Annotated in this window: 20 protein-coding genes; 12 read left to right on the forward strand and 8 right to left on the reverse strand. The window is 45.1% G+C overall.

Features of this window, described 5'->3' with window-relative positions; translation table 11 throughout:
• Positions 1–124: 124 nt before the first annotated feature.
• Together F6K37_RS10805 and clpS are read right to left on the reverse strand one after the other, a co-directional pair.
• Positions 125–895 (reverse strand): CPBP family intramembrane glutamic endopeptidase, encoded by a 771-nt coding sequence (locus tag F6K37_RS10805; RefSeq protein WP_008190423.1) that lies wholly within the window; start codon positions 893–895, stop codon positions 125–127.
• A gap of 105 nt (positions 896–1,000) precedes the next feature.
• Positions 1,001–1,282 carry an ATP-dependent Clp protease adapter ClpS gene (gene clpS, locus F6K37_RS10810; RefSeq protein WP_287250077.1) on the reverse strand — a complete coding sequence of 94 codons (282 nt, stop codon included), beginning with the start codon at positions 1,280–1,282 and terminating at the stop codon, positions 1,001–1,003.
• Positions 1,283–1,406: 124 nt separating this feature from the next.
• Here clpS and F6K37_RS10815 point away from each other — a divergent pair, with 124 nt between their 5' ends.
• Together F6K37_RS10815 and F6K37_RS10820 are read left to right on the forward strand one after the other, a co-directional pair.
• Positions 1,407–2,309: an alpha/beta fold hydrolase gene (locus F6K37_RS10815; protein ID WP_287250079.1), complete on the forward strand. Its 903-nt coding sequence runs from the start codon at positions 1,407–1,409 to the stop codon at positions 2,307–2,309.
• 484 nt (positions 2,310–2,793) lie between these two features.
• The gene (locus F6K37_RS10820) at positions 2,794–3,723 is read left to right on the forward strand and encodes an NF038130 family PEP-CTERM protein (RefSeq protein WP_287250081.1); all 930 of its coding nucleotides are present in this window, start codon (positions 2,794–2,796) and stop codon (positions 3,721–3,723) included.
• A 506-nt stretch (positions 3,724–4,229) separates the two neighbouring features.
• Here the strand turns inward: F6K37_RS10820 and F6K37_RS10825 are convergent.
• On the reverse strand, positions 4,230–5,540 hold the full coding sequence (locus F6K37_RS10825) for a dihydrolipoamide acetyltransferase family protein (protein WP_287250083.1): 1,311 nt from the start codon (positions 5,538–5,540) through the stop codon (positions 4,230–4,232).
• 801 nt (positions 5,541–6,341) lie between these two features.
• Here F6K37_RS10825 and F6K37_RS10830 point away from each other — a divergent pair.
• Positions 6,342–7,085 (forward strand): PEP-CTERM sorting domain-containing protein, encoded by a 744-nt coding sequence (locus tag F6K37_RS10830; RefSeq protein WP_008190414.1) that lies wholly within the window; start codon positions 6,342–6,344, stop codon positions 7,083–7,085.
• A 163-nt stretch (positions 7,086–7,248) separates the two neighbouring features.
• On the forward strand, positions 7,249–7,728 hold the full coding sequence (locus F6K37_RS10835) for a hypothetical protein (protein WP_287250086.1): 480 nt from the start codon (positions 7,249–7,251) through the stop codon (positions 7,726–7,728).
• A gap of 110 nt (positions 7,729–7,838) precedes the next feature.
• Here the strand turns inward: F6K37_RS10835 and F6K37_RS10840 are convergent, their stop codons facing one another.
• On the reverse strand, positions 7,839–8,288 hold the full coding sequence (locus tag F6K37_RS10840) for a YlqD family protein (protein WP_044495479.1): 450 nt from the start codon (positions 8,286–8,288) through the stop codon (positions 7,839–7,841).
• Positions 8,289–9,046: 758 nt separating this feature from the next.
• Complete coding sequence (locus tag F6K37_RS10845; RefSeq protein ID WP_008190408.1) at positions 9,047–11,026, reverse strand: AMP-dependent synthetase/ligase; 1,980 nt, start codon at positions 11,024–11,026, stop codon at positions 9,047–9,049.
• A 1,033-nt stretch (positions 11,027–12,059) separates the two neighbouring features.
• On the opposite strand from F6K37_RS10845, the gene arsM reads away from it, so the two are divergent.
• The 8 genes from arsM to F6K37_RS10885 all read left to right on the forward strand — a co-directional run bounded on the left by arsM (position 12,060) and on the right by F6K37_RS10885 (position 18,787).
• A complete protein-coding gene (gene arsM, locus F6K37_RS10850) occupies positions 12,060–13,028 on the forward strand; it encodes an arsenosugar biosynthesis arsenite methyltransferase ArsM (protein WP_008190406.1) in 969 nt (322 codons plus the stop codon).
• 84 nt (positions 13,029–13,112) lie between these two features.
• Positions 13,113–14,108: an arsenosugar biosynthesis radical SAM (seleno)protein ArsS gene (gene arsS / locus F6K37_RS10855; RefSeq protein WP_287250090.1), complete on the forward strand. Its 996-nt coding sequence runs from the start codon at positions 13,113–13,115 to the stop codon at positions 14,106–14,108.
• An 80-nt stretch (positions 14,109–14,188) separates the two neighbouring features.
• Positions 14,189–14,494 (forward strand): ArsR/SmtB family transcription factor, encoded by a 306-nt coding sequence (locus tag F6K37_RS10860; protein WP_008190403.1) that lies wholly within the window; start codon positions 14,189–14,191, stop codon positions 14,492–14,494.
• Positions 14,495–14,595: 101 nt separating this feature from the next.
• A complete protein-coding gene (locus tag F6K37_RS10865; RefSeq protein WP_131826900.1) occupies positions 14,596–15,450 on the forward strand; it encodes a phosphate ABC transporter substrate-binding protein in 855 nt (284 codons plus the stop codon).
• Between the two features lie 305 nt (positions 15,451–15,755).
• Complete coding sequence (gene pstC, locus F6K37_RS10870; RefSeq protein WP_008190400.1) at positions 15,756–16,613, forward strand: phosphate ABC transporter permease subunit PstC; 858 nt, start codon at positions 15,756–15,758, stop codon at positions 16,611–16,613.
• A gap of 100 nt (positions 16,614–16,713) precedes the next feature.
• Positions 16,714–17,562: a phosphate ABC transporter permease PstA gene (gene pstA, locus F6K37_RS10875; RefSeq protein ID WP_438941763.1), complete on the forward strand. Its 849-nt coding sequence runs from the start codon at positions 16,714–16,716 to the stop codon at positions 17,560–17,562.
• Positions 17,563–17,792: 230 nt separating this feature from the next.
• The gene (locus F6K37_RS10880; RefSeq protein ID WP_008190397.1) at positions 17,793–18,638 is read left to right on the forward strand and encodes a phosphate ABC transporter ATP-binding protein; all 846 of its coding nucleotides are present in this window, start codon (positions 17,793–17,795) and stop codon (positions 18,636–18,638) included.
• Positions 18,635–18,787 (forward strand): hypothetical protein, encoded by a 153-nt coding sequence (locus F6K37_RS10885; RefSeq protein ID WP_287250094.1) that lies wholly within the window; start codon positions 18,635–18,637, stop codon positions 18,785–18,787. Before F6K37_RS10880 ends, F6K37_RS10885 begins: the two co-directional genes overlap by 4 nt.
• Here F6K37_RS10885 and F6K37_RS10890 read toward each other — a convergent pair.
• The 3 genes from F6K37_RS10890 to F6K37_RS10900 form a co-directional block, all read right to left on the reverse strand.
• Entirely contained in the window at positions 18,766–18,939 is a 174-nt protein-coding gene (locus F6K37_RS10890; RefSeq protein WP_287250097.1) for a hypothetical protein, read from the reverse strand. The two genes, F6K37_RS10885 and F6K37_RS10890, sit on opposite strands and share 22 nt — an antisense overlap.
• Before the next feature lie 98 nt (positions 18,940–19,037).
• Positions 19,038–20,189: a mechanosensitive ion channel family protein gene (locus F6K37_RS10895; RefSeq protein ID WP_287250100.1), complete on the reverse strand. Its 1,152-nt coding sequence runs from the start codon at positions 20,187–20,189 to the stop codon at positions 19,038–19,040.
• A 700-nt stretch (positions 20,190–20,889) separates the two neighbouring features.
• Complete coding sequence (locus tag F6K37_RS10900) at positions 20,890–22,074, reverse strand: mechanosensitive ion channel domain-containing protein (RefSeq protein WP_008190391.1); 1,185 nt, start codon at positions 22,072–22,074, stop codon at positions 20,890–20,892.
• Positions 22,075–22,245: the final 171 nt, after the last annotated feature.

Here is a 22,245-nt window from a genome sequence, read left to right on the forward strand (position 1 = left end):
CCTTGGCGAATTAAATTCGCCAAGGTCAAGCGCACCTCTTGCTATTTAGACTTTTAAACTATTATCACTTTGGACTCTAAATACCAATCACTAATCACTAATTATTACTAATCACTAATTATTACTAATTACTATGATGATTGCGCTTCATCCACCAAGCAACTAAAGCTAGAAATAGCAATCCCATTATCCCAGCAGTAGGATCGCGATTAATGCCAGTAATCCAGGGAGCAACCTTGCCTGAATAGACTACTAATTGCCCAACATCAATAATATAATAACCCCAAACTAAGCCAGCATGGAGACCAATCGATAAACCTAGCCGTCCTTGAGTTGATCGCTTTGCCCAAATCAGGATTAACCCTAGCAGCAATAAACTGGGAAATCTCGGTAAGCCGCGAATCATTTCTGGAATTGGTTTAAGGAAATGCAGCAGCGCAAATGCGATCGCACCAATCCACTGTGATGTCTTAAAACTATAATCCCGTTGCAACTCATCAAGCAACCAACCCCGAAACACCAATTCTTCAGCGAAGCCTATGGCCAAAGCACTGATTAATCCCTCTACAATCAGCCGTGACCATGGGAGTGGAGGAGTTTGGAATGCTAGCCAACCCAGCCACCCTTGTAATCCAAACAGACTAAGAGTCATTAACAGACCTAGGCCTAGTCCTCTGATTAACTCAAGAGCGTTTTGCGCTGTTAGCCGCAAACCATATTTTTTTAACAGTCCTGGCTGGCGATAAACCTTCCTTCCCCAAACTCGGACTAAGTACAGAAATACCCCGAACATTAGCCCCATAGTCAGGATTGTCACTGAGTTTGGGTCGCTACCAATTAAGTATATTGGTGCTGCTATGGGTAACCAAAGCAACAGCAAAGCTAGTATAAACATCCCCAACCTGAATGGTGCTGGGTATAGGGATAATCTAGCCAGCCTGGGTGTAAAACGTTTTATAATTTCAAGATTTGGAAAGGGAAGAATCTCTCCTATTGCCCCTTATTCGTCAGGTTCAATTGTACTACTCAGACCCCGGTTCTTCAGGGTTTCGCAATAAAACTCAGCATGCTCTTGAGCACAGGTAATCACCAATGCCAGCCCGGATTGATGGGCTTCCATCATAATGTTGACTGCTTGAGGTTGAGTCAGACTCGCCACAGTTTCCATCAAGGTTTTCACCACATACTCCATAGAGTTGAAGTCATCATTATGGAGCAATACGCGATAGCGAGGCGCGTGTTTACGAACTGTTGAACGCTTCTCAATGGTTTCGACTGACAAAGCTTGTCCCTCTCTATTTTAGATGTTTACACAAACTCTCCATTATATACTGCCATTAGTCTAACATCAGACATCTGGCAGGGAGCGCTATGATCAAAAAGTTAACATTACTTAATAGTTTACCGTGACTACCCAGGTAATTGCTACCCCTTCTAATACTCCCATCCCTGGAACTTACTGGCAGTGGCGGGGGGAATCTATATATTATGTACAGGCTGGACAGAAGCAATCAGGATACCCACCGTTACTATTAATTCACGGATTTGGGGCATCTACAGACCACTGGCGCAAAAACATTGCTCAATTGAGTCAGCATTTTGAAGTTTGGGCGATTGACTTGTTGGGGTTTGGACGTTCTGGTAAACCAGATGGGGAGTACAGTGGCAATTTGTGGCGAGACCAATTGGATGATTTTATTACAGAGGTGATTGGTCAACCAGTAGTCTTAGCTGGAAACTCCTTGGGGGGTTATTCAGCTTTGTGTGTGGCTGCACAGCGTCCTAGCTCCGCCGCAGGTTTAGTATTGCTCAATAGTGCTGGACCGTTTAGTGATACTCAACCTGTTACTAAGGTCAATCCTGTTAAAAAAGTTCTCAATAACGTAACCAAATCAATTTTTCTACAACCTTGGGCAAGTTTCCTGTTATTCCAGTACCTGCGGCGACCGTCAATCATTCGCAAAACCCTCCAGAAGGTTTATCTTGACCAGGATGCAGTAACGGAACAGTTAGTAGACGAGATTTATCGCCCCTCTTGTGATCCTGGTGCTGCTCAGGTATTTGCTTCTGTGTTCAAGTCACCCCAAGGGGAAAAAGTCGATGTGTTGTTGGAACAGATGACTTGTCCGTTATTGATGCTATGGGGAGAAGGGGATCCTTGGATCAAGAGCAGAGAACGGGGAGCAAAGTTTAGGGAATATTATCCTCAGTTAACGGAATATTATCTACAAGCAGGACACTGTCCCCATGATGAGATACCAGAACAGGTGAATAATCTGATCAGGTCTTGGGTAATCGGTAATCGGTAATCGGTAATCGCTACAAGATTGAAAATTTATAGCACTACCCATTAAGGTGTTTGACATTGATACACCTTGAAAAAGGTGCGACCCGTGGGGAATTTAATAATTAGATGCGGGAACGAAGTTACCGCATTAAGAGGGTCGCCTTTATGGGTTACTGGCTATACGTAAAAGGGTTAAAACTTTTGTAATAAGGCGACCCTCTTCAAGATTTCCTCTCCGGAAAGCGCACCTAAGCTGTTGTAGTCAACTTTAGCATGCATGCCAGCCCCCCTTACGCGCGGGGGGTTAGGGGGGATTCCTCTTGCCTTGCGCGTAGCGCTATATTGCCCTATTCAGGACTGAGGAACTGACGCACTCAGGATTATGTCAAAGATTAACATAACTTAAACCCCATCAAAAACGCGATCGCTAACATCCAACTCCGATACTAAAAAAAAGACACCAAGTCCTGCCAGCAACCTGAACTAACTCGAAGGGAGACATGTCAATGAAAAGCACAGTAATGAAAATGTGGCTCGGTGCCTCAATTATTGCCGGTATCAGTGCGATCGCCACTACCCCAGCTGTTGCTGGAAGCCTCACAGGAGCGACCCTAATCGGTAGTGACTACCTCAAGATTGCATCTGACGGTACGAATACCTATATAGATCCAGGTGCTAGTTTGTCAACCCTCTTGCAAGGTGACGCTAGTGACCCTGGTGGAAACGTAGAGCTATTTGCCAGCAGTGAAACCCTGGAAAACTTCCAATTTTTCTTCTCTAACGATGTCACTAGCCTAACAGGTCAAATCGGTGGTAAGGACATCACCTTGAGCAGTCTGACATTCGCTGACTGGGCTACTGATTTTGGTGGCATCACCTTAGCTCAGAAGTGGTTCAGTGATGCCTTAACTGCAAACGGTCTTGTATCTTTGATTGGGTCAGGTCTAGATAATGTTCTGTATGGACAATTTTTCGGCAATGGAGGATTGCAACGATTTAGCGATCCCAATATTTCCTACCTCAACCAAGATGACACAACAGGCCTAATTACCATTGGGCTAGCAGGTCACTTTAATGCTAGAGATATGTTGGCAGAGATAATTCCTCCAGCCTTCGCTGGTTTCCTACCACCTAGTATACAGGCTAGTGAAATTGTCAAGGTTGAATACGATGGGAAAACCCAATACCTTTATGGTTTCGAGGCCACAGATTCTGGGCTGGTCAGCCTTGACGATAATAACGATTACACGTATTCTCACACAGGCAACTACCAACTGGCGTTCGGTGGCTCTCTTCCACCGCATTTATCGAACCCACAAGATGTGCCTGAATCCTCTACTTTGCTTGGTCTAATTGCTTTGGGTGGTTTGTTTACTGCTGGAGGGTTAGTGGACAGTAGGCAAAAGTATCACAAAGCTTGCCAAAAACTCAAGTAATTTGCTATACTTTAACTATGTTCTTAGTGCCACCACCTTGTCTCAATTAAATAAATTTCCCGAAAACCAAGGGTTTTGTAGTGACATTGGATCTGGTTTACGCACTTTTATGGCGCACGAGGAATATTTCTTCGTGAAGCGCGGAGATACCCCCTGGCGTTCGAATCAGCTGGCATTGGCGGGCTAAAGTTGATCTTGGTAGACTTTGGTAGCTAAAAAGTATCGGAAACTGCGAAAATCTCACTGTTAAGCGAAATAGTGAACAATTTTACTGAGAGGGGCGCACAACCAACCGTGCGCCCCTCTCAGTGATCAAGCAGTTCATGTAGGGTGGGCAGTGCACCAGACAGATAATCAAGCTTGCAAAGGGCGTTGCTAGGCACTGCCCACCTTACCATTAATGACTAGGTTTAACCCAAAGTTCATGTAGGGTGGGCAGTGCACCAGACAGATAATCAAGCTTGCAAAGGGCGTTGCTAGGCACTGCCCACCCTACGATTAATGACTTAAAGAGTTAACGATTGCGGTTCAGTTTCAATCAACTTCGCCAAGTCTTGCAAGAACGCTGCCGCATCAGTACCATAGATAATCCGGTGGTCACAGGTAATATTCACTTGCATCTGACGCTTTACTCCCATCATGCCGTCAGGGCTAGCTACTACAGTAGGACGGGATGCACCAATGGCCAAAATAGAACCCTGTCCTGGGGGCAAAATCGCATCAAACCGGTCTACACCAAACATGCCTAAATTGGATAGGGTGAAAGTACCGGAATTATATTCCTCTGGCTGCAACTGCTTAGTTCTGGCACGGTCTACTAAATCTTTCCAAGTGCGAGACAGAGAATAAATATCCAGCTGCTCCGCATGGCGCAATACTGGGGTAATCAAGCCACCATCAGCCATTGCCACAGCCACAGCTACATTAATGGAACTGTGATATTGAATTCCCCGTTCGGTATAACTAGCATTGACCAAGGGATGCTTCTGCAAGGTAACCGCTACTGCCTTAGCTAGCAGCCCTGTCATCGTAACACCCTTAGGCTTGATTTTTTTGTATAACTTATCCAACTCATCCGTAGTGATGGTGTAACCAACCCTGAAGGTAGGCACTTGCAGGCTGACCATCATATTCCGCACCACTGCATTTTGCAGGGTATTGAACGGCACCACTTCTCCCAGGGGTACAGCCGCAGGAGGTGCTGGCAGAGGAGCTGGCATAGTTGCTGGGGTGGGAGTGGGCATTACAGCCGGTGTCGGTGGTGCTGCTGGGGTGGTGGCTGCTGGTGTCGGAGGAGTGATAACTTTACCTGCTGCTGCTTCCACATCCTCAGCCACAATCCTGCCATGGGGACCACTTCCTCTCAAGGTATTGAGATCAACCCGTAATTCCTTCGCTAGTTTACGAGCTCGGGGAGAAGCAATAATTCGTCCATTACGGCGGCTGGGAGTATCAGCAACTGCAGCAAGAGCTGTCTGTACCGGTTCTGGGGTTGAGGCCGTTGCTTGCTGAGCTGTTGCTGTGTCAGTAGCTGGTGTAGATTGGGCAGCTTGTTGTTTAGCTGCTTCAATTTCCGCTTCCGTTTCCGCAATCAGAGCAATCGGGGCTCCCACCGGAGCAGAGTCACCAGCTGATACCGTGATTGTGGCCAGATATCCTTCATAGAAGGACTCAACGTCCATATCAGCCTTATCCGACTCAACCACCACCACGGTTTCACCTTTTTCGACTTTGTCTCCGGGAGATTTTTCCCAGGAAACTATTTTGCCTTCGGTCATGGTTGAACTGAGGGCGGGCATGAAAACTTCGTGAATCATGGGGTGGTCTTCTAAATCAATTCTAGTGAGCTAGCAAAAACATTATGCCAGCTTGCATTGTAGCTTGAATAAGCCCCACAAAGCCATCGTACTGTGTAAAGAAACCATGAGGCAGAGGGCTTCGATGGTTTTATACAATACGGATATCCTCTTTTTGCTCAGGATTAGGGATTAGGGGAGTGGGTAGCTACCAATCACTCTATACATGCTAATAGCTCTTATCGGTTGACTGCTGAGAGGGTCAGTCTAAGAGCTAGTTTAGTATAACCTTAAATCCTATCGATTTTGGTGGCCGGATGAAGGTCATTTCACTGAATCTTTAATTAACCGACTCAAACGTTAAAGAAATGAATAATTTATCCCAAGAGAGGAAACTTATACCTAATCTATAGGTTAATTAACCATAAAATAACTATAGCAATCCGATCTGATTCGTGAAATAAATGGGCTGCTTTAATGCAGGAGTAATCCCCCCTCCTTAATAAGGGGGGCTGGCAGAAGGCAGAAGGGACCGGAGTTGGAGCTATTTTTTAATAAGTCCAGTGATTTTAAAAATGATTGAGGATTGCTATATAATAATCTATTTATAGCAGTCGCCAGGGTAATTAGGACATGACAAAAGTCTCAAACTACAGTATGGCAAGAGTTTAAATTCTGAATTCTGAATTCAGAATTCAGAATTCAGAATTCTGCTATATTACCTGAATAGTAGATAGTAAAGGTTAATAAAAATCCTCAAAAAAAGATATAAAAAAAGATTTTAGCGCTAAAATTAAGTCAGTATTGAGGGGTTGAAAAACCATGAAAAAGTTATCAACAGTTACGCTCACAGCTGCCTTAGTTACTTTGGGAACAGTAGGTGGTAATCCCGCTCTAGCTGATGAATACTTACTGGATTTTGAAAAGGATGATGCTGGTAACATTCTCAAGGCGGGGACTAAGAAAAATATTGGTGAGCAATGGGCAAAATTCGGTGTGCATATAACCAGTAACAAAGGGTCTAATCATCCCTTAAGGTTATTCAACAGCAATTGCGGACCTGATTTTGGGATTACATGCACCGGTGGAGACGATGACTTAGCCACGGGACCTTCATTTGGTACGAAGCCACAGGGTAACGTTCTAATTATCAACGAGGACAAAAGTAAAACACCCGATGACTGGGCTGGCGGTGGTATCATTTCCTTTGTTTTTGATCAAGCCGTTTCTGTTGATTACGTCACGCTTCTAGACATTGATGAGAATCCGAAGAATAAAAACGGATATGTTAAAGCGTTTCTGGAGGATGGCACAACAGAGAAACAATCACTAAAATTTGGCACAGACAACTCCCTATCCACTTACGATTTCAGCTATCTTCCTGAGTATTCAGTGACCAAGCTGGATATTAAACTACCAGGAAGTGGTGCGGTTTCTGGCATCAAGTTTACCGATTTCCCAGATCCCCCTAAGCCTTCTAAGAAAGTTCCCGAACCAACTTCGACATTGGGTCTGTTGATGTTGGGTGCTATCGGTGCTGGGTCAGTGTTCAAGCGCTATAAATAATGCCATCAGTAATTAGATGGACTTGGGCCCCCGGGGATAATGTGTTTTGTTAAGTGTTAAGTGTTAAGTGTTGACTGTTGACTGTTAAATGTTGATCGTTGAGAGTTGACTGTCAACAGCCGACAAGTTAGCTTGATTTCTATCGAATGCAACTTGATATGAGATGCTTAACAAAAAACTTTCCCTGACCGCGCTTACAGGTATTATCCTAATCCTGAGTGCTTGCAATCTGATTAGCAAACCCCCTGAACCCAAACCAATTCAGTCTCCTGCTAATGTCCAGACTAAGCGAGAAGACTATAAAGCCATTGACCTAGCCAATAAGGCAAAACCGGATCAACTGATTGGTGCCGATCCAAAAGCGATCGCATTATCTACCTTTGGTCAAAACCAATCGTTGATTGAAGGAAACTTTGATCAACAGGTCAAGGTAGATTATCCTCAACCTGATCAAGCGGTAGTCACCATCACTCAAACGGGTTTACCGGATGACTCTGTACGTGGCATCCGGTATCGTATTGAGTTATCACCCAAGGAATCAGCCCAAACTGGCAAAAAGTGGCAGATCATGTGGGCTGGTCAACAGTTTACCTGTCGAGAGGGACGGGGTCATCAGGATTGGTCAACGGAATTTTGCCAGTAATGGCTGGGTCAATGGCAAAGGCGTGAAAGACAATACAGAGATTTTTAAACAGGGATACACGGATAATCAGATATCCGTGTATCCCTGTTTATTCATGTCCTGTGTTTCCGTTAAATATCACCGCGAATCTCTTCGATAACCCCATCCCGCAGCAGAATTTCCACGTTCATCTTTTTGACTAGGTTATCTCCTTCTTCCACCCTGAAGAAGCTTTCTAGCTGACCTTGACTAACTTCCTGGTCGAGTTCGAGGGTTTGGACTTGTTGTAGTTGCTGAAGTTGCTGGTTTTTCTGCTCTAGCAGTTCACTTTTCTTTTGATTGACCTGGGTTTGAATGCTTTCAATTTGTTGCGATACCTGAGGACCAGGAGGATTCACGCTCTGGTTTTTAATCTCAGCGATCGCTTTTTGTCCCTGCAGATCAATCTGTTGCAGTTGGCCGTCGAGTTGGTTGATTTGATTTTGTAGTTGTTGCTGAACCTCTTCCTTCCATCGAGGGGTAACGATGGCTTTGATATTAATTGGCCGTTTCAAGAGTAAGTTCTTATTAGAGTCGTCCATATGCGTTCCACTATGTAACTTTGAGGGATTGAGAGTTTGACTGGTGATATTGCTCAATAATTCTTCAAAAGAAGATTGAGGTTCAGTCTCAAGGTTTGAGGCCCGCACCTCTAAACCTTCTAACGTTTTAACAGAAACTCGCGGAATTCCCCACCTTCTTTGAAGGTGGGGATGGATAGCGAGACTACGGAGGCGCGCTTTCCGCTTGAAGAATTAAATTACGGGGTCGCGCCTCAACTTACGACGATTCGTGATATAATCAACTTGGTCGTTGACCCGCCTGACTGACTAAAAGGCTACCTTATCAAAGGTGTACAAAGTACGCTTCAGAGCTCAGGGTCAGAAGTTACCGCAAGAATAAGGCAGCCTTTATGGTTTGTCGGCTATGGGTAAAAGGGTTAAAACTTTATGATTAAGGCTGCCTTATTCTAAGGTTTAGTCTCCCGGAAGAGACTTGCCCCGGCTGGTTAGCCATAGAGCTGTAATTCCATGGTAAGTCTGTCGTAAAAGTTATACGTCGATAGAAGGCGGATGTCTGCCTGTGGACGCCTCGTCAACGACCAATTCCAGCAGGCGCGCTTTCCTAGGCCGGGTTCCCCGGCCTAGGAAAGCGCCTCTGGTTTAGGCGTCGGGGACGCGCGCGGGAAACCCGAACGCGCCCCGCGTCGGCTTTGCCGATAAGACGAATAAGACCGTCCCTGAATTGACCTGAGAATGCGAGCAATCCCATGACCTTTGGTCAAGCCGGTTGGGGTACTTCACGCAAACATCCCGTCAATGATAGCGCGATAGCGTTCTGTGACTACAGGTCGTCGGATTTTAAAGGTTTGAGTCATCATGCCATTTTCCTGGGAAAACGGCTCTAGAATCAGCCTAAAGGTGCTGATGCGGTCATCTTGGCGATAACCTGGTCGATTTTGGACTTCTCGGTTTAATTCAGTCCGGTATAACGTCTGAACCTCTTTAGTATTTAAATCAACATCTTGAGCGAATACATCAAGGGTAAGATTTTGAGCCGCTGCCCACCCTTGCAAGGCATCTAGATTTGGTACTATTAAGGCACCCAATGCCTTTTGGTCTTGACCCACTAGCATAATCTGGTCAATGTAAGCACTGCGCAAACAAGCATCTTCTATTGGTTGTGGCTCGATATTTTCTCCATTGGTCAGAACTATAGTATCTTTTGCTCTGCCAGTGAGGACTAAATCATTCTGGGGGGTCACCCAACCTAAATCCCCTGTATCAAACCACCGGTCTCGATCAATTGCCTTAGCGGTAGCTTCTGGTTTGTGATAATATTCCTGCATCACCTGTGGTCCTTTTACCATCACCAAGCCGGTTTGACCTTGGGGTAAAGGCTGATGAGTCTCAGGGTCAACAATCCGGATTTGAGTTTCCGGTAAAGGTGGTCCAGCACTAAAACGCAGGTTACGATAGGAACGCCGGGCATTAGTAACGGGAGATGTTTCGGTTAAGCCATAGCCGACTAGGACTTCGACACCAATAATCTCAAAGAAGTTATCCAGGTGCCTCGCTAAGGAACCCCCACCACTAATGACTTGCTTGATTTCTCCCCCAGTGGCTTCCCGGACTTTTTGATAAACTAGTTTATTAGCCAATTGATGAACCGGCCATAAATAGGAAGCTTGCACTGTGGCCAATAGTTTTTGGATGGGTGAAGGATTTAAATTATCTAAGGTCAACCCCTGAGCAAGCCGCCGTGCCTCAATGTAGCGTTGACTGAACCCTAGCAGGTTTTGGACTAATTTCTGCTTACCTTCCGGTTGCTCACGAAACTGCTTTTGCACCCCCTCATAAATCGATTCCCACAGTCGGGGTACTCCGACCATAAAGTTAGGTTTGAAGGTTTTAAGGTCTTTTTTGACATGGCGCAGGTTGGTGTAAATCTGGGTGGAACCCTGAGATAATAGAAAATACTCCGCTGAGCGTTCGTAGGCGTGCCAGGTAGGCAGGATAGAAAGAACGCGATCGCTTTTTTGGATTTCTATTACTGTACCAAGGGTGTTGACCTGATGCAGGAGATTACCATGGCTCAGCATCACCCCTTTGGGTTTGCCTGTGGTACCAGACGTATACAGCAGAGTTGCCAAGGTTTCCCGGTTGTGGTTAGCTTTGGTAACAGACCGAGATGCCCCGGCTTCCATGAGTTGAGTATAGTTAACAATCTGTCGGGATGATCCGGTCGATAGTGGTTGTTCTTCAGAAAGGAGAATCACTAATTCAATCGGTAGCCCATCCAAGCGATCGCCTAATTTTTCCAAAGTTTTGAGGTGTTCTACTACCAGAGCCGTGCTACCGCTATCTTGGAGAATATAAAGCAATTCCTGCCGTTCTGCTTGACCTGAGCGCACCACATTTACTGCTCCTGCAGTCATGATCCCCTGATCGGCAACTAGCCATCGAGGAGAGTTATCAGCAAATAAAGCAATTCGGGTAGGAATACCCTTCTCATCGAGTTTTGGCTGGAAACCTAGGGATTGTAATCCAGCCGCAAATTGCTCGATTTGCTCGTGCAACTGGGTATAGGTTAGGGTCGAGGCTGGAGCACCATGAGCTCCCACAGCGTGAGGGTCTTGCAGAGCAATGATTGACCCAAACCGTTGGGCAGCAAGGGGCCATATTTCTGGTATCGACTTTAGTGAAGAGTAATCAGCAACACGCTTGAGGTAAACTCTCTCTTGTTGTCTGAGGCGTTCTGCATACTGGTTTTTCGACATTCATCAACTCCCTGATTGTAATGGTAGCTCTTTCTACCATACTCTTATGCTCAGAGGTGATTGGGGGTGTTGAGTGGACACAATTGTTTCTGTCTTAGTTTCTGTGTAAGCATTCAGCCGTCAGCCGTCAGCCTTTGGCTCACGCTACTGATCGGTGCTTTCCGTAACTCAGCATTATTCGAATGCTTACCTGTTTTATTCAAAAGCACCGATCAGTAGCACCATCTGTAGCGCATTAGCTGATATAGCACTACGCATTCAGACGTTTGACATTCCTAAACTCCGAAACTTAGTCATAGCTTACTTTTGACTTCTGACGCAAGTTCCTTTAAGCTTGCGCGTAGCGCTATAACTGCTAGCTGATAGCTGATAGCTGACGGCTGAATGCTTAAGTCACCCGAGTCACCCCATGACCTGATCACCTGATTACCCCAGCATCCTATACCCTAAGCATGAGCGATCGCGTGGTAATCTCAGTAAAAATTCATGGTGTACTACTCGAAAAATTCATCTGGCATGAGTTTAATAGCATCTAAGGGTGAGGCAAGGGATTGTACCGTTGCTTACCTGAAGACAAATTGGAGCAAAAGCCTGCAACAGCGCGTTAATTCCAAATTCCCTATTGTAGCTTCCCTATAGCCTAAACGAATAATATAGCAGTCGCCAGCGATGCAGCGCGGTCTTGGGGGTTTCCCCCACTCGCGCTTTGCATCAAGACAGGGCAGTTAGGACATGACAAAAGTCTCAAACCTAAGTAAGCGCAAGAGTTTGACTTCTGACAAAGGACTTCTGACTTCTGCTATAAATCGCGGCTAGACATAGGCGAAGCCTTCTTGAAGATGACAAAGTCCGCACTTCGCTGACTAGATGATCAAAATAATCAACGGGGTTTTGAACCGGGATTTGGTATCAGAGGATACATGAATTTTGTAGCATTAACGCTCAACTGAGGAACTATACTGGTTCAGAATTAGTTTTCAATTTCCACCCTACTATCAATAGCATTACCATCTTTGCCAAGTAAAGGATTCTGATGACCTATCTCGAAACAACTGCTGAATTTTATTCTGAAGTCGCCCAAACACCCCAAGTTGGTTTGTGTTGTGTCCAAAGTAGCCCCTTACAACTGCCAGGACTGAAAATTCCTCCAATGATGGCGGATATGAATTATGGCTGCGGTACGACGGTACATCCCACGGAACTCAGCAATCAGCCAACGGTCCTCTATGTCGGTGTTGGTGGTGGTTTAGAGGCGTTACAGTTTGCTTATTTTTCCCAACGTCCAGGGGGTGTGATTGCTGTTGAGCCAGTTCAGGCCATGCGGGAGGCGGCTACCCGTAACCTGAAGATTGCTGCTCAAGACAATTCCTGGTTTGACCAGAGTTTTGTGGAAATTCGGGAAGGGGATGCCTTTGCCCTACCTATGCCAGATGATTCTGTAGATGTGGTTGCTCAGAATTGCCTATTCAACATCTTTGAACCGGCTGACCTGATGAAGGCACTCAAAGAAGCCTATCGAGTCTTAAAACCAGGTGGACGACTGTTAATGAGTGACCCCATTGCAACTCGTCCGATTCCACCCCATCTACAGGAAGATGAGCGGCTACGAGCTATGTGTCTGTCTGGTGCCCTCACTTATCAATCCTATGTCCAGCACTTGGTCAGGTCAGGTTTTGGTCAAGTAGAAATTCGAGCAAAGCGTCCCTATCGGCTTCTGGATTGCCAAAACTACAACCTCGAAGAACCCCTGCTGCTGGAAAGTCTGGATTCTGTTTCTTTCAAAGTTGTGATCCCAGAGGATGGACCATGTATTTTTACTGGCAAAACAGCAATTTACATGGGCGCGGAAGAGTTTTTTGATGACAATGCGGGACACATCCTCTCCCGTGGTGTGCCAGCCGCTGTTTGTGATAAAACAGCCGCGAAATTAGGAAAGGTCAATCCAGAAGAAATCTTAATCACCGATTCAACTTGGCACTATATTGGTGGTGGTTGTTGTTAGAGATCAAGGATAAAGTCTGTTCGCCGACGCTACGCGAACAGACTTTAGACTTAATAAGTCTCACAATCCCAAGGCGATAAAAATATGATTAAAACAGACGTTTTAGCTGTTACACCGTTCCGCAAAAAACTGCAAGCTCCCTTAAGTAAACAGCCAATCACGGTTTTACAAATTAATCTGGGGAAGCGTTGTAATCTAGCTTGTAGTCACTGCCATGTGGAAGCTGGTCCTAAGCGAACTGAAGAACTTTCTCCAGAAATTTGTGACCAGCTTATTAAGCTGATTTATCAGTTTCCTCAAATTAAGACCGTTGACTTGACTGGTGGCGCACCAGAGATGAACTATGGCTTTAAGCCCTTAGTTGAAGCAGCATACCAAACCGGAAAGGAGGTGATTGTTCGGTCAAATTTGACCATTTATTTTGAACCGGGATATGAGGATATACCTGACTATTTCGCTAAGCACCAATTACGAGTAGTGGCTTCTTTGCCTTGTTATCTGGAAGATAATGTAGATAAAATGCGCGGCCAGGGGGTTTACGATGGTTCGATTCGGGCGATTCAATGGCTGAATCGGTTGGGCTATGGGAGAAACCCCAAATTAATTCTTGATTTGGTCTACAATCCTTCGTTGCCACTGAGTGAAAAGTTTTCTCTCACTCCTAATCAGGTTAAGTTGGAGAAGGATTATAAAGTGTTCCTAAAAGAACAGTTTGATCTTGACTTCAACCAGCTATTGACAATTACCAATATTCCTGTTGGTAGAACAAAGTTTCATTTAAAACGCACCAAGCTATATGCTCCCTATATGGTGTTTCTAGAAAACAGTTTCAATGCCACTACGGTGGAGCATTTGATGTGTCGCAATGAACTGTCTATTGACTATTTGGGTAATGTCTACGATTGCGATTTTAATCAGATGGAAAATGTAGCAGCAACCTCTGGCACTGGAGAAAGGTTGACAGTTAGTAAACTTATCGAAGCAGGAAGTTTAGACATCATTGAGGAAATTCGCACTGCTTCCTATTGTTATGGCTGTACAGCAGGGTCTGGTTCCAGTTGTGGTGGTGCTTTGATTTGATCCAATCAGAGTTTTTTTTGATTATAATATGAATGGATTTTCATATCAATAATAATTCAACTGCTGACCAGTGCTGAATCATGAACTCAAAAAGTCCATCATCTCAAGCCTTCTGTGTCCGTAAGCTGAAAGTTTTAGCGGACAACACTCGTCTCACTGTTCTGGAAATCCTGATGGAAGGACCAAAACATGTTGGAGAGCTCAAGGCTGTTTTGGGAATAGAGCAAAGTCTGCTATCCCATCATCTCAGAGTTTTGCGGGATGAGGGATTTGTTAGGGCGACGCGAGATGGTAAGGCGGTGCTTTATCAGTGTTCGCTAACCATTCGGCAAGCCAATGGTAATAGAGCAATTGATTTGGGATGTTGTTGCCTCTGTTTTGATTAACAAAGTGCTGAGTAAGTGCTGAGTTTTGAGCTAAGCATTCAGCTGAATGCTTAGCTGAGCACTCTCACTAGTTTCTAGATAAGATGACTGACTGATGATTGATGAAAAATTTAACAACTCTCGCATCAATGTCTATGGGTTTAGTAGCTTGCTTTTGGCTACAATCCTGTGCCCAATCCCCAGAAGTAGCAACCCAATCAAGGGATCAGTTGCAGGGTAAGTTAGTTTTAACCGGTTCTAGTACAGTAGCCCCCCTGGCGTCGGAAATTGGCAAGCGTTTTGAATCAGAAAATCCTGGTGTACGGGTGGATGTGCAGACAGGAGGGTCGTCTCGGGGTATTGCAGATACTCGCCAAGGAGTCGCTGATATTGGGATGGTGTCTCGTGACCTCAAGCAGAGCGAGAAAGATCTGCAAGGGTTTGCGATCGCTCGTGATGGGATTGGCATTATCGTCCATAAAACTAATCCGGTGCAATCCCTAAGTAATGAACAGATTGTGGATATCTATCAGGGCAAAATAGATAACTGGCAAGATGTGGGAGGCAAAAGGGCACCAATTACAGTAGTTAACAAAGCTGAGGGTCGCTCTACCTTGGAGTTATTTCTCAAGTACTTCCAGCTTAAAAATAGTGAGATTAAGGCAGATGTGGTGATTGGGGATAATGAGCAGGGGATTAAAACAGTAGCGGGTAATCCTAATGGGATTGGTTATGTCTCCATTGGCACAGCAGAATATAGCAGCAAACAGGATGTTCCGATTAAATTACTGCCCGTTGCTGGAATAGCGGCAACCACAGAAAATGTTCAAAACGGCACATTCCCGCTATCTCGTTCCCTGACGTTAGTGAGCAAAACTATTCCGGTTGGGTTAGATAAAGCATTTATTGAGTTTTCGCGATCGCAAAAGGTACAAGACATTGTTAAAGAGCAAAACTTTGTCCCCCTCGAAGAATGAAGAATGAAGAATGAAGAATGAAGAATGAAGAATGAAGAATGAAGAATGAAGAATGAAGAATGAAGAATGAAGAATTATACCTTTGCTCCTTACCAATTCCCAATTCTAAATTCCCAATTCTAAATTCCCAATTCTAAATTCCCAATTCTAAATTCCCAATTCTAAATTCCCAATTCTAAATTCTAAATTCTAAATTCCCAATTCTAAATTCCCAATTCTAAATTCCCAATTCTAAATTCTAAATTCTAAATTCTAAATTCTAAATTCCCAATTCTAAATTCTAAATTCTAAATTCCCAATTCTAAATGCTCAATTTTTTTCGGAGTGATACTCTCCTGATCTCGATCCTACAAGGCTGTGCTGTGGTGGCTGGTGCTATCGTGGTGCTGATTCTTGTGTTCCTAATCACGGAAGCCCTGCCAGTATTGGGACAAGTGGGATTACTCCCCTTTTTTACCGATCCATCCTGGCATCCTGCGGAGAGTCTTTACAACTTCACCCCCATGCTTTGGGGTACCCTATTCGTCACGGCTGGGGCGATGGTAGTAGCCACACCCCTGGGCATTCTATCTGCAGTCTTTTGTCAGTATTACGCGCCTTCATCCATTGCTGGACTTTATCGACGGCTAATTGAATTGTTGGCAGGGATGCCCTCAGTTGTTTACGGATTCTGGGGTTTGGTGGAGCTAGTTCCCCTAATTGGACGCTTCCAACCACCAGGAGCCAGTCTTCTAGCTGGAATTGCGATTCTGACCCTGATGATTTTGCCAACTATTGCTCTGACCGCAGACGCTAGCTTTGCCAAAGTCGCTCCAGAATACCTAAAGGGAGCAGCGGCTCTGGGACTATCCCGCTGGGCAACAGTCAGAGGTGTTGTGTTTCCGGCTGCTAAGTCGGGGCTGTTTACTGGCTTGATTTTAGGAACAGGACGGGCGATTGGAGAAACTATGGCGGTGCTGATGGTGTGTGGCAATGTGGTGCAAATTCCCAAAAGCTTATTTGAGCCGATGCGAACTCTTACTGCCAATATCGCCTTGGAAATGGCTTACGCTATGGGCAATCACCGCTCAGCACTTTTTGTCAGTGGCTTGCTGCTGATGGCAATAATTTTGGTACTGGTAGCAATTGCAGAAATGATCAGCAAGGAAGGAATCTATGAGTAAGAATCCTACCAAAACCAAGCCACAAGCCACAACCGACAACCTGCAACCTGCAACCGACAACCGACAACCGACAACCGACAACTTCCAAGTTTCAACAGTGATGATTTGGGCGATCGCACTGTTCGTAACTGCTGTATTCCTCTGGATTTTGAGTGATATCGTCTGGCACGGTGTCGGACAAATTAACTGGGAATTCCTGACTACTGCACCAAAGAATGCTGGACGGGAAGGAGGGATTGGTCCAATTCTGGTTTCCACTGTCCTAATTTTGGGTGTATGTATGACCGTTTCTATTCCGATTGGAGTAGGCACAGCAATACTGCTAGCTGAGTTCACAGATACTAAGAGTATTTTCGGGCGTCTGGTTCGTCGTAGCTTAGATGTGCTAGCAGGGGTACCGTCGATTGTGTTTGGACTATTTGGCAATGCCTTTTTCTGCAAAACCCTAGGGCTAGGCTTTTCGATTTTATCTGGGGGGTTGACATTAGCCTGTATGGTGTTGCCAATCCTAATTCGATCAACAGAGGAAGGGTTTCGCGCCGTTAGTGATGATTATCGGCTTTCTGCCACTGCCCTTGGTTTATCCCGCACTACCACTCTCTGGAATTTGCTGTTACCAGCCGCAGCACCGGGACTAGTGGTGGGATTAGTGTTAGGGATAGGGCGAGCGATCGCTGAAACCGCAGCACTGATCTTTACTAGTGGTTATGTGGATCGGATGCCAGAGTCTTTGCTGGATTCTGGGCGATCGCTCTCGATTCATATTTTTGATTTGTCGATGAATGTAACAGGGGGAAATGCTAATGCTTACGCCTCAGCTTTAGTGTTGCTAGTGTTGTTGTTGCTGATTAATGGTACAGCAGCATGGATGGCTGAGTATTGGTTGCATCGGAGGGTGGAGTCTGTTTGTAAGCAATCAGCAATCAGCAATCAGCAATCAGCTTTTTGAATAAAATAAGCTGATTGCTGACGGCTTACCTAATTACTAATTAACAATTATAGCGTTTCTCGTAGCTATGAGGTACACATTATTTTTGCCCTCTTCCCACTTCCGACTTCCCTCTTACCTGCTCCGTTCGCGTAGCGTGGCCTAAGGCCTCAGTCCCTGCTCCCTAAAACCCAGATATTTGTACCTCACAAGTCTTAGAATTTCTAGAACATTAACAATTCCCAAAAACAATGGTTAACCCTTTAAACACAATTGAAAAATTACCGGTAAGCCAGTCTATAAACGACCCATTGATTCAGACCGAGCGGCTATGTTTACATTATGGAACAAAACCGGCCTTTGCTGATGTATCGTTGCCAATTTATACAGGTTCGATTACCGCACTAGTGGGACCATCTGGTTGTGGCAAGACTAGTTTTTTAAGTTGCCTCAACCGCTTGACAGATTTGATTCCTAATGCTAAAGTTACAGGTAGAATTCGCTTTGGTTCCCTGGATGTGCTGAGTCCTCGGATGGATGCGATCGCAAAGGGTGGTGCTATGGAGCTAATTGCACTTCGCCGTCGTGTTGGAATGATTTTCCAAAAGCCAAGTCCCTTCCCCTTCTCAATCTGGAAGAATCTGGCCTTTCCGTTGCGGGAACATGGTGTTAAAAACCGGGCTAACATTGCTCAGCTCATCGAAACTGCACTCCGGGATGTGGGTTTGTGGGATGAAGTCAAAGACCGACTCCACACCTCGGCTCTTGCTCTGTCTGGTGGTCAAAAGCAGCGCCTGTGCATTGCCCGTGCCTTGGTGTTGCAACCGGAAGTACTCCTGTTAGATGAACCCTGTAGTGCCCTCGATCCCATATCCAGCGGTGTAGTCGAAGATTTGATCGCTAGGCTCAGGGGACGCTACACCCTGGTGATTGTTACCCACAACCTAGCTCAAGCTAGACGAATTGCTGACTATACTGCCGTCTTCTGGGTTAAAGAAGCAGTGGGGCGATTGATTGAATACGGCTGTGTGGAGCAGATTTTTGAATCACCTCAACAAGCTTTGACAGCTGCCTATGTCAATGGAATTAGAGGATGAAGCTGTGGTCTTCCGTGCTCCGAATTCCCGTAAGCATATGCGCTACGCCCACGCTGCTTGAGGTGCCGTCAGTGGTCAGCCGTCAGTGGTCAGTGGTCAGTGGTCAGCCGTCAGCCGTCAGCTTATTTTATTCAAAAGCTGATAGCTGATAGCTGATAGCTGATAGCTGATAGCTGATATAGCAATTCTTATACCCATGAGGTACAAATATCTGGGTTTTAGGGAGCAGGGAGCAGGGAGCAGGGACTTCGGAAGAGGGAAGAGGGAAGAGGGAAGAGGGAAAAAATAATGTGTACCTCATAGCTATCAGCTATAGCTGATAGCTGATAGCTGATAGCTGATAGCTGATAGCTGATAGCTGATAGCTGATAGCTGATAGCTGATAGCTTAGGATTGTTCCTAATTCATACTGGTGTCAGGCAACCAGTTAAGTTCCTTTCTCAGAGAAACATGGAGCTGATTAATCTCCTCGTTTTCCAGGATTTCTAATACCGCTAGATTTAAGTTGCTCTGGACATCATAGTAGAGCTTGGGCTCAATCACAAATACCCTAATTTTAATCACACGAGCATTCTGTTCAAGGCGAGAAAATACAACTAAAATTTTCTCCTTGTTCAAGCCATCGATAGAGGAAACGTTTTCTTTAATAGCCTGACAAATTCGCCTAGTTTGCTCAGCCGAAATCCCATCAATTTTCAGATTTAAATTTATGCCCCACTGAACCGTATCGCCAGTCTTATCTGACCAATTTGCAAAAATTCCAGAAATCATTTTAGAATTGGGAAGTTTTTTGATATAACCCCACTCAGTAATAAGAAGCCTTGTACTTCTCAGACCAATATTGAGTATCTTAACCCTACCACTTACTCCGTCCAATACTATCACGTCACCGGGTTTATAGAGACCATCAGCGTAGATAATCACCGTACAACACCAGTCATAGACAATGTCTTTGAATAACAAACCTAAGGCGACACCTGCGCCACCGAGTAGACCGATCAGTGCACCGGCAGATGCCCCCAACACAATCTCACTGGCTTTAATGGCAGCAATCAGGATTGCTGCGATCTGAAAAAGCTTTGGGAAGTACGGCACGAACAAATCGTCGAGTTCAGTTTCAGTGTTTGCCGCCAATCCGGCTAGAAGCTCCCCCAGTAGTGGAGCAGCACGGTAAAGAATATAGGTAGCAATGAACAGAACGCTCACAAACAGAAACTCCGGGATTTTCTGATTCTGTGTATCACTAAGATGGGTTGCCACAACTAGATGTACTAGCCATAGTCCACCGATCCAAATTAGCCAGCCTAATGGTTGCTTAAGAATCCTAATGAACTCATCGTCATGGGTGGTTTCTGTACCGCTAGTCAGACGCTCGAGTCTGTGAATGATTATTGAAGTAAACAACCCTCGCAATATATGGGTGAAGAGGAGGATGAGCACCACAATCACTATCGTGGCAACAGGAATGTTGGGGAGCTGGAAGTCGGATTCAAAGATCCTTTCTTTGATTAGGTTGATTGTACTGTTGATTGTACTCTTAAGGTTTTCCATCGTTTCGACCAAAATACACTAACAGAGATCGACCTGTGCTTAGTTAAATGGCAAGTCGATGGCAAGTCTCTTGGTGGAATGATTTTACTATAAGTTGCGAATTTACCGAATAGTGCTAGGTATGCAATCAACATGATTTAGAGCGATTGCCCGTTTGGGCAGCACCCTAGGAGCCAGTTTGAAAGGTTTACTATCTGTTTGGAGGAGACGTATTCGGTCAATCAACTCGGCAATTTACCGAAAAGTATTAGCTAGTACAAGACGGCAGAAATAGCGATGCATTACTGTAAGCATTCAGCTGTTAGCTTTGGCCAACGGCCAACGGCTGACAGCTGAGGGCTGAATGCTTACCCATTACTAGCTATTGGTTTTGCAATCACGAATCAACTTCCCAGTTCCGTTGATTACAGCCATGGGCTTGTATAGCAGTCGCCAGGGCAGTTAGGACATGACAAAAGTCTCACACCCTTTGTAAGCGATGCAGCGCGGTCTTGGGGGTTTCCCCCATGAGCGACTGCATCAAGAAGCGCAAGAGTTTGACTTCTGACAAAGGACTTCTGACTTCTGACTTCTGCTATAGAATCAAAGGTCTTGTCCCTATAGTTTCCAGGGTCCTGCCAGGAGCTGATGCCTAGATCTCGAATAGTGATGCAGCTTCGGAACAGGGGAGCCAGCGCTGCATCACTTGTTCAAAGGATTGCTAGAATTTATATGCCACCTCACTAACTAAATTTTCCTTTAGCTGTTTGTAGTCTTGGAGTTCCTTTCTCAGATAAACATGCAGGTGATCAATCTCCTCTTTCTGGAGGATTTCTAATATGGCTATGTTCAAGTCATTTATGGCTGCCAAATAGATGGTTTTATCAATCACAAATACCCTAACTATAATCACCCGAGCATTCTCTTCAATGCTGGATAATAAAACGAACATTTTCTGCTTATGCAATCCATCGATAGTCGGAATTTTTCCTTTAATAGCCTGACAAATTCTGGTAGTTTTATCCGCCGAAATACCATCTATTTTCAGAGTTAAATTTATCGCTCCCAACTCCAACGTATCGCCAGGATTTTGTGACCAATAATTGACCACAACTCCACCAATCATTTTAGAATTGGGAATTTTTTTGGTACCACCCACAGTAATAATACGAACCTTTGTGCTTCTCAGACCAATACTGAGTATCTCAACAAAACCATTTATTCCGTCCAATTCTACCCAGTCACCGGGTCTATAGAGACCATCAGCATAGATAACCACTGTACAAAACCAGTCATAGATAATGTCTTTTAATAACAAACCTAAGGCTACACCTGCGCCACCGAGTAGACCGATCAGTGCACCAGCAGATGCCCCCAACAAAATCTCACTGGCTTTACTGGCAGCAATCAAGATTGCTGCGATCTGAAAAAGCCTTGGAAAGTAGGGGACTAACAAATCGTCGAGTTCAGTTTCAGTTTTTGTCGCCAATCCGGCTAGAAGCTCTCCCAGTAGTGGAGCAGCACGGTAAATAATATACGTGGCAATGAACAGAGCGCTCACAAACAGAATCTCGGGGATTTTCTGATTCTGTTCAGGGCTAAGATGACTTCCCACAACTAGATAGGCTAGCCATAGTCCAGCGATCCAAATTAGCCAGCCTAATGGTGCCCTAAGAATCCTAATGAACTCATCGTCTAGGGTGGTTTCTGTACGGCTAGTTATCAGCTCGAGTCTGTGAATGATTATGGCAGTGAACAAGCCTCGCAATATCTGGGTAAGGAGGAGGATAAGCACCACAATAAGTATCGTGGAAACAGGAATGTTGGCGAGCTGGAAGTCGGAATTCAATATCCTTTCTGTGATTAGGTTGATTGTAGTGTTGAATGTACCCTGAAGGTTTTCCATAGTTTCGACCAAAATACAATAACAGAGATCGACCTGTGCCTAGCTAAATGGCAAGTCGATGGCAAATCGATTGGCGAAATGATTTTACTATAAGTTGGGAATTTACCGAATCGTGCTAGGTATGCAATAAATATGATTTAGAGCAATTGCCCGTTTGCGCAGCACCCTAGG

The sequence above is a fragment of the Moorena sp. SIO4E2 genome (assembly GCF_010671945.1).
Classification (GTDB): domain Bacteria; phylum Cyanobacteriota; class Cyanobacteriia; order Cyanobacteriales; family Coleofasciculaceae; genus Moorena; species Moorena producens.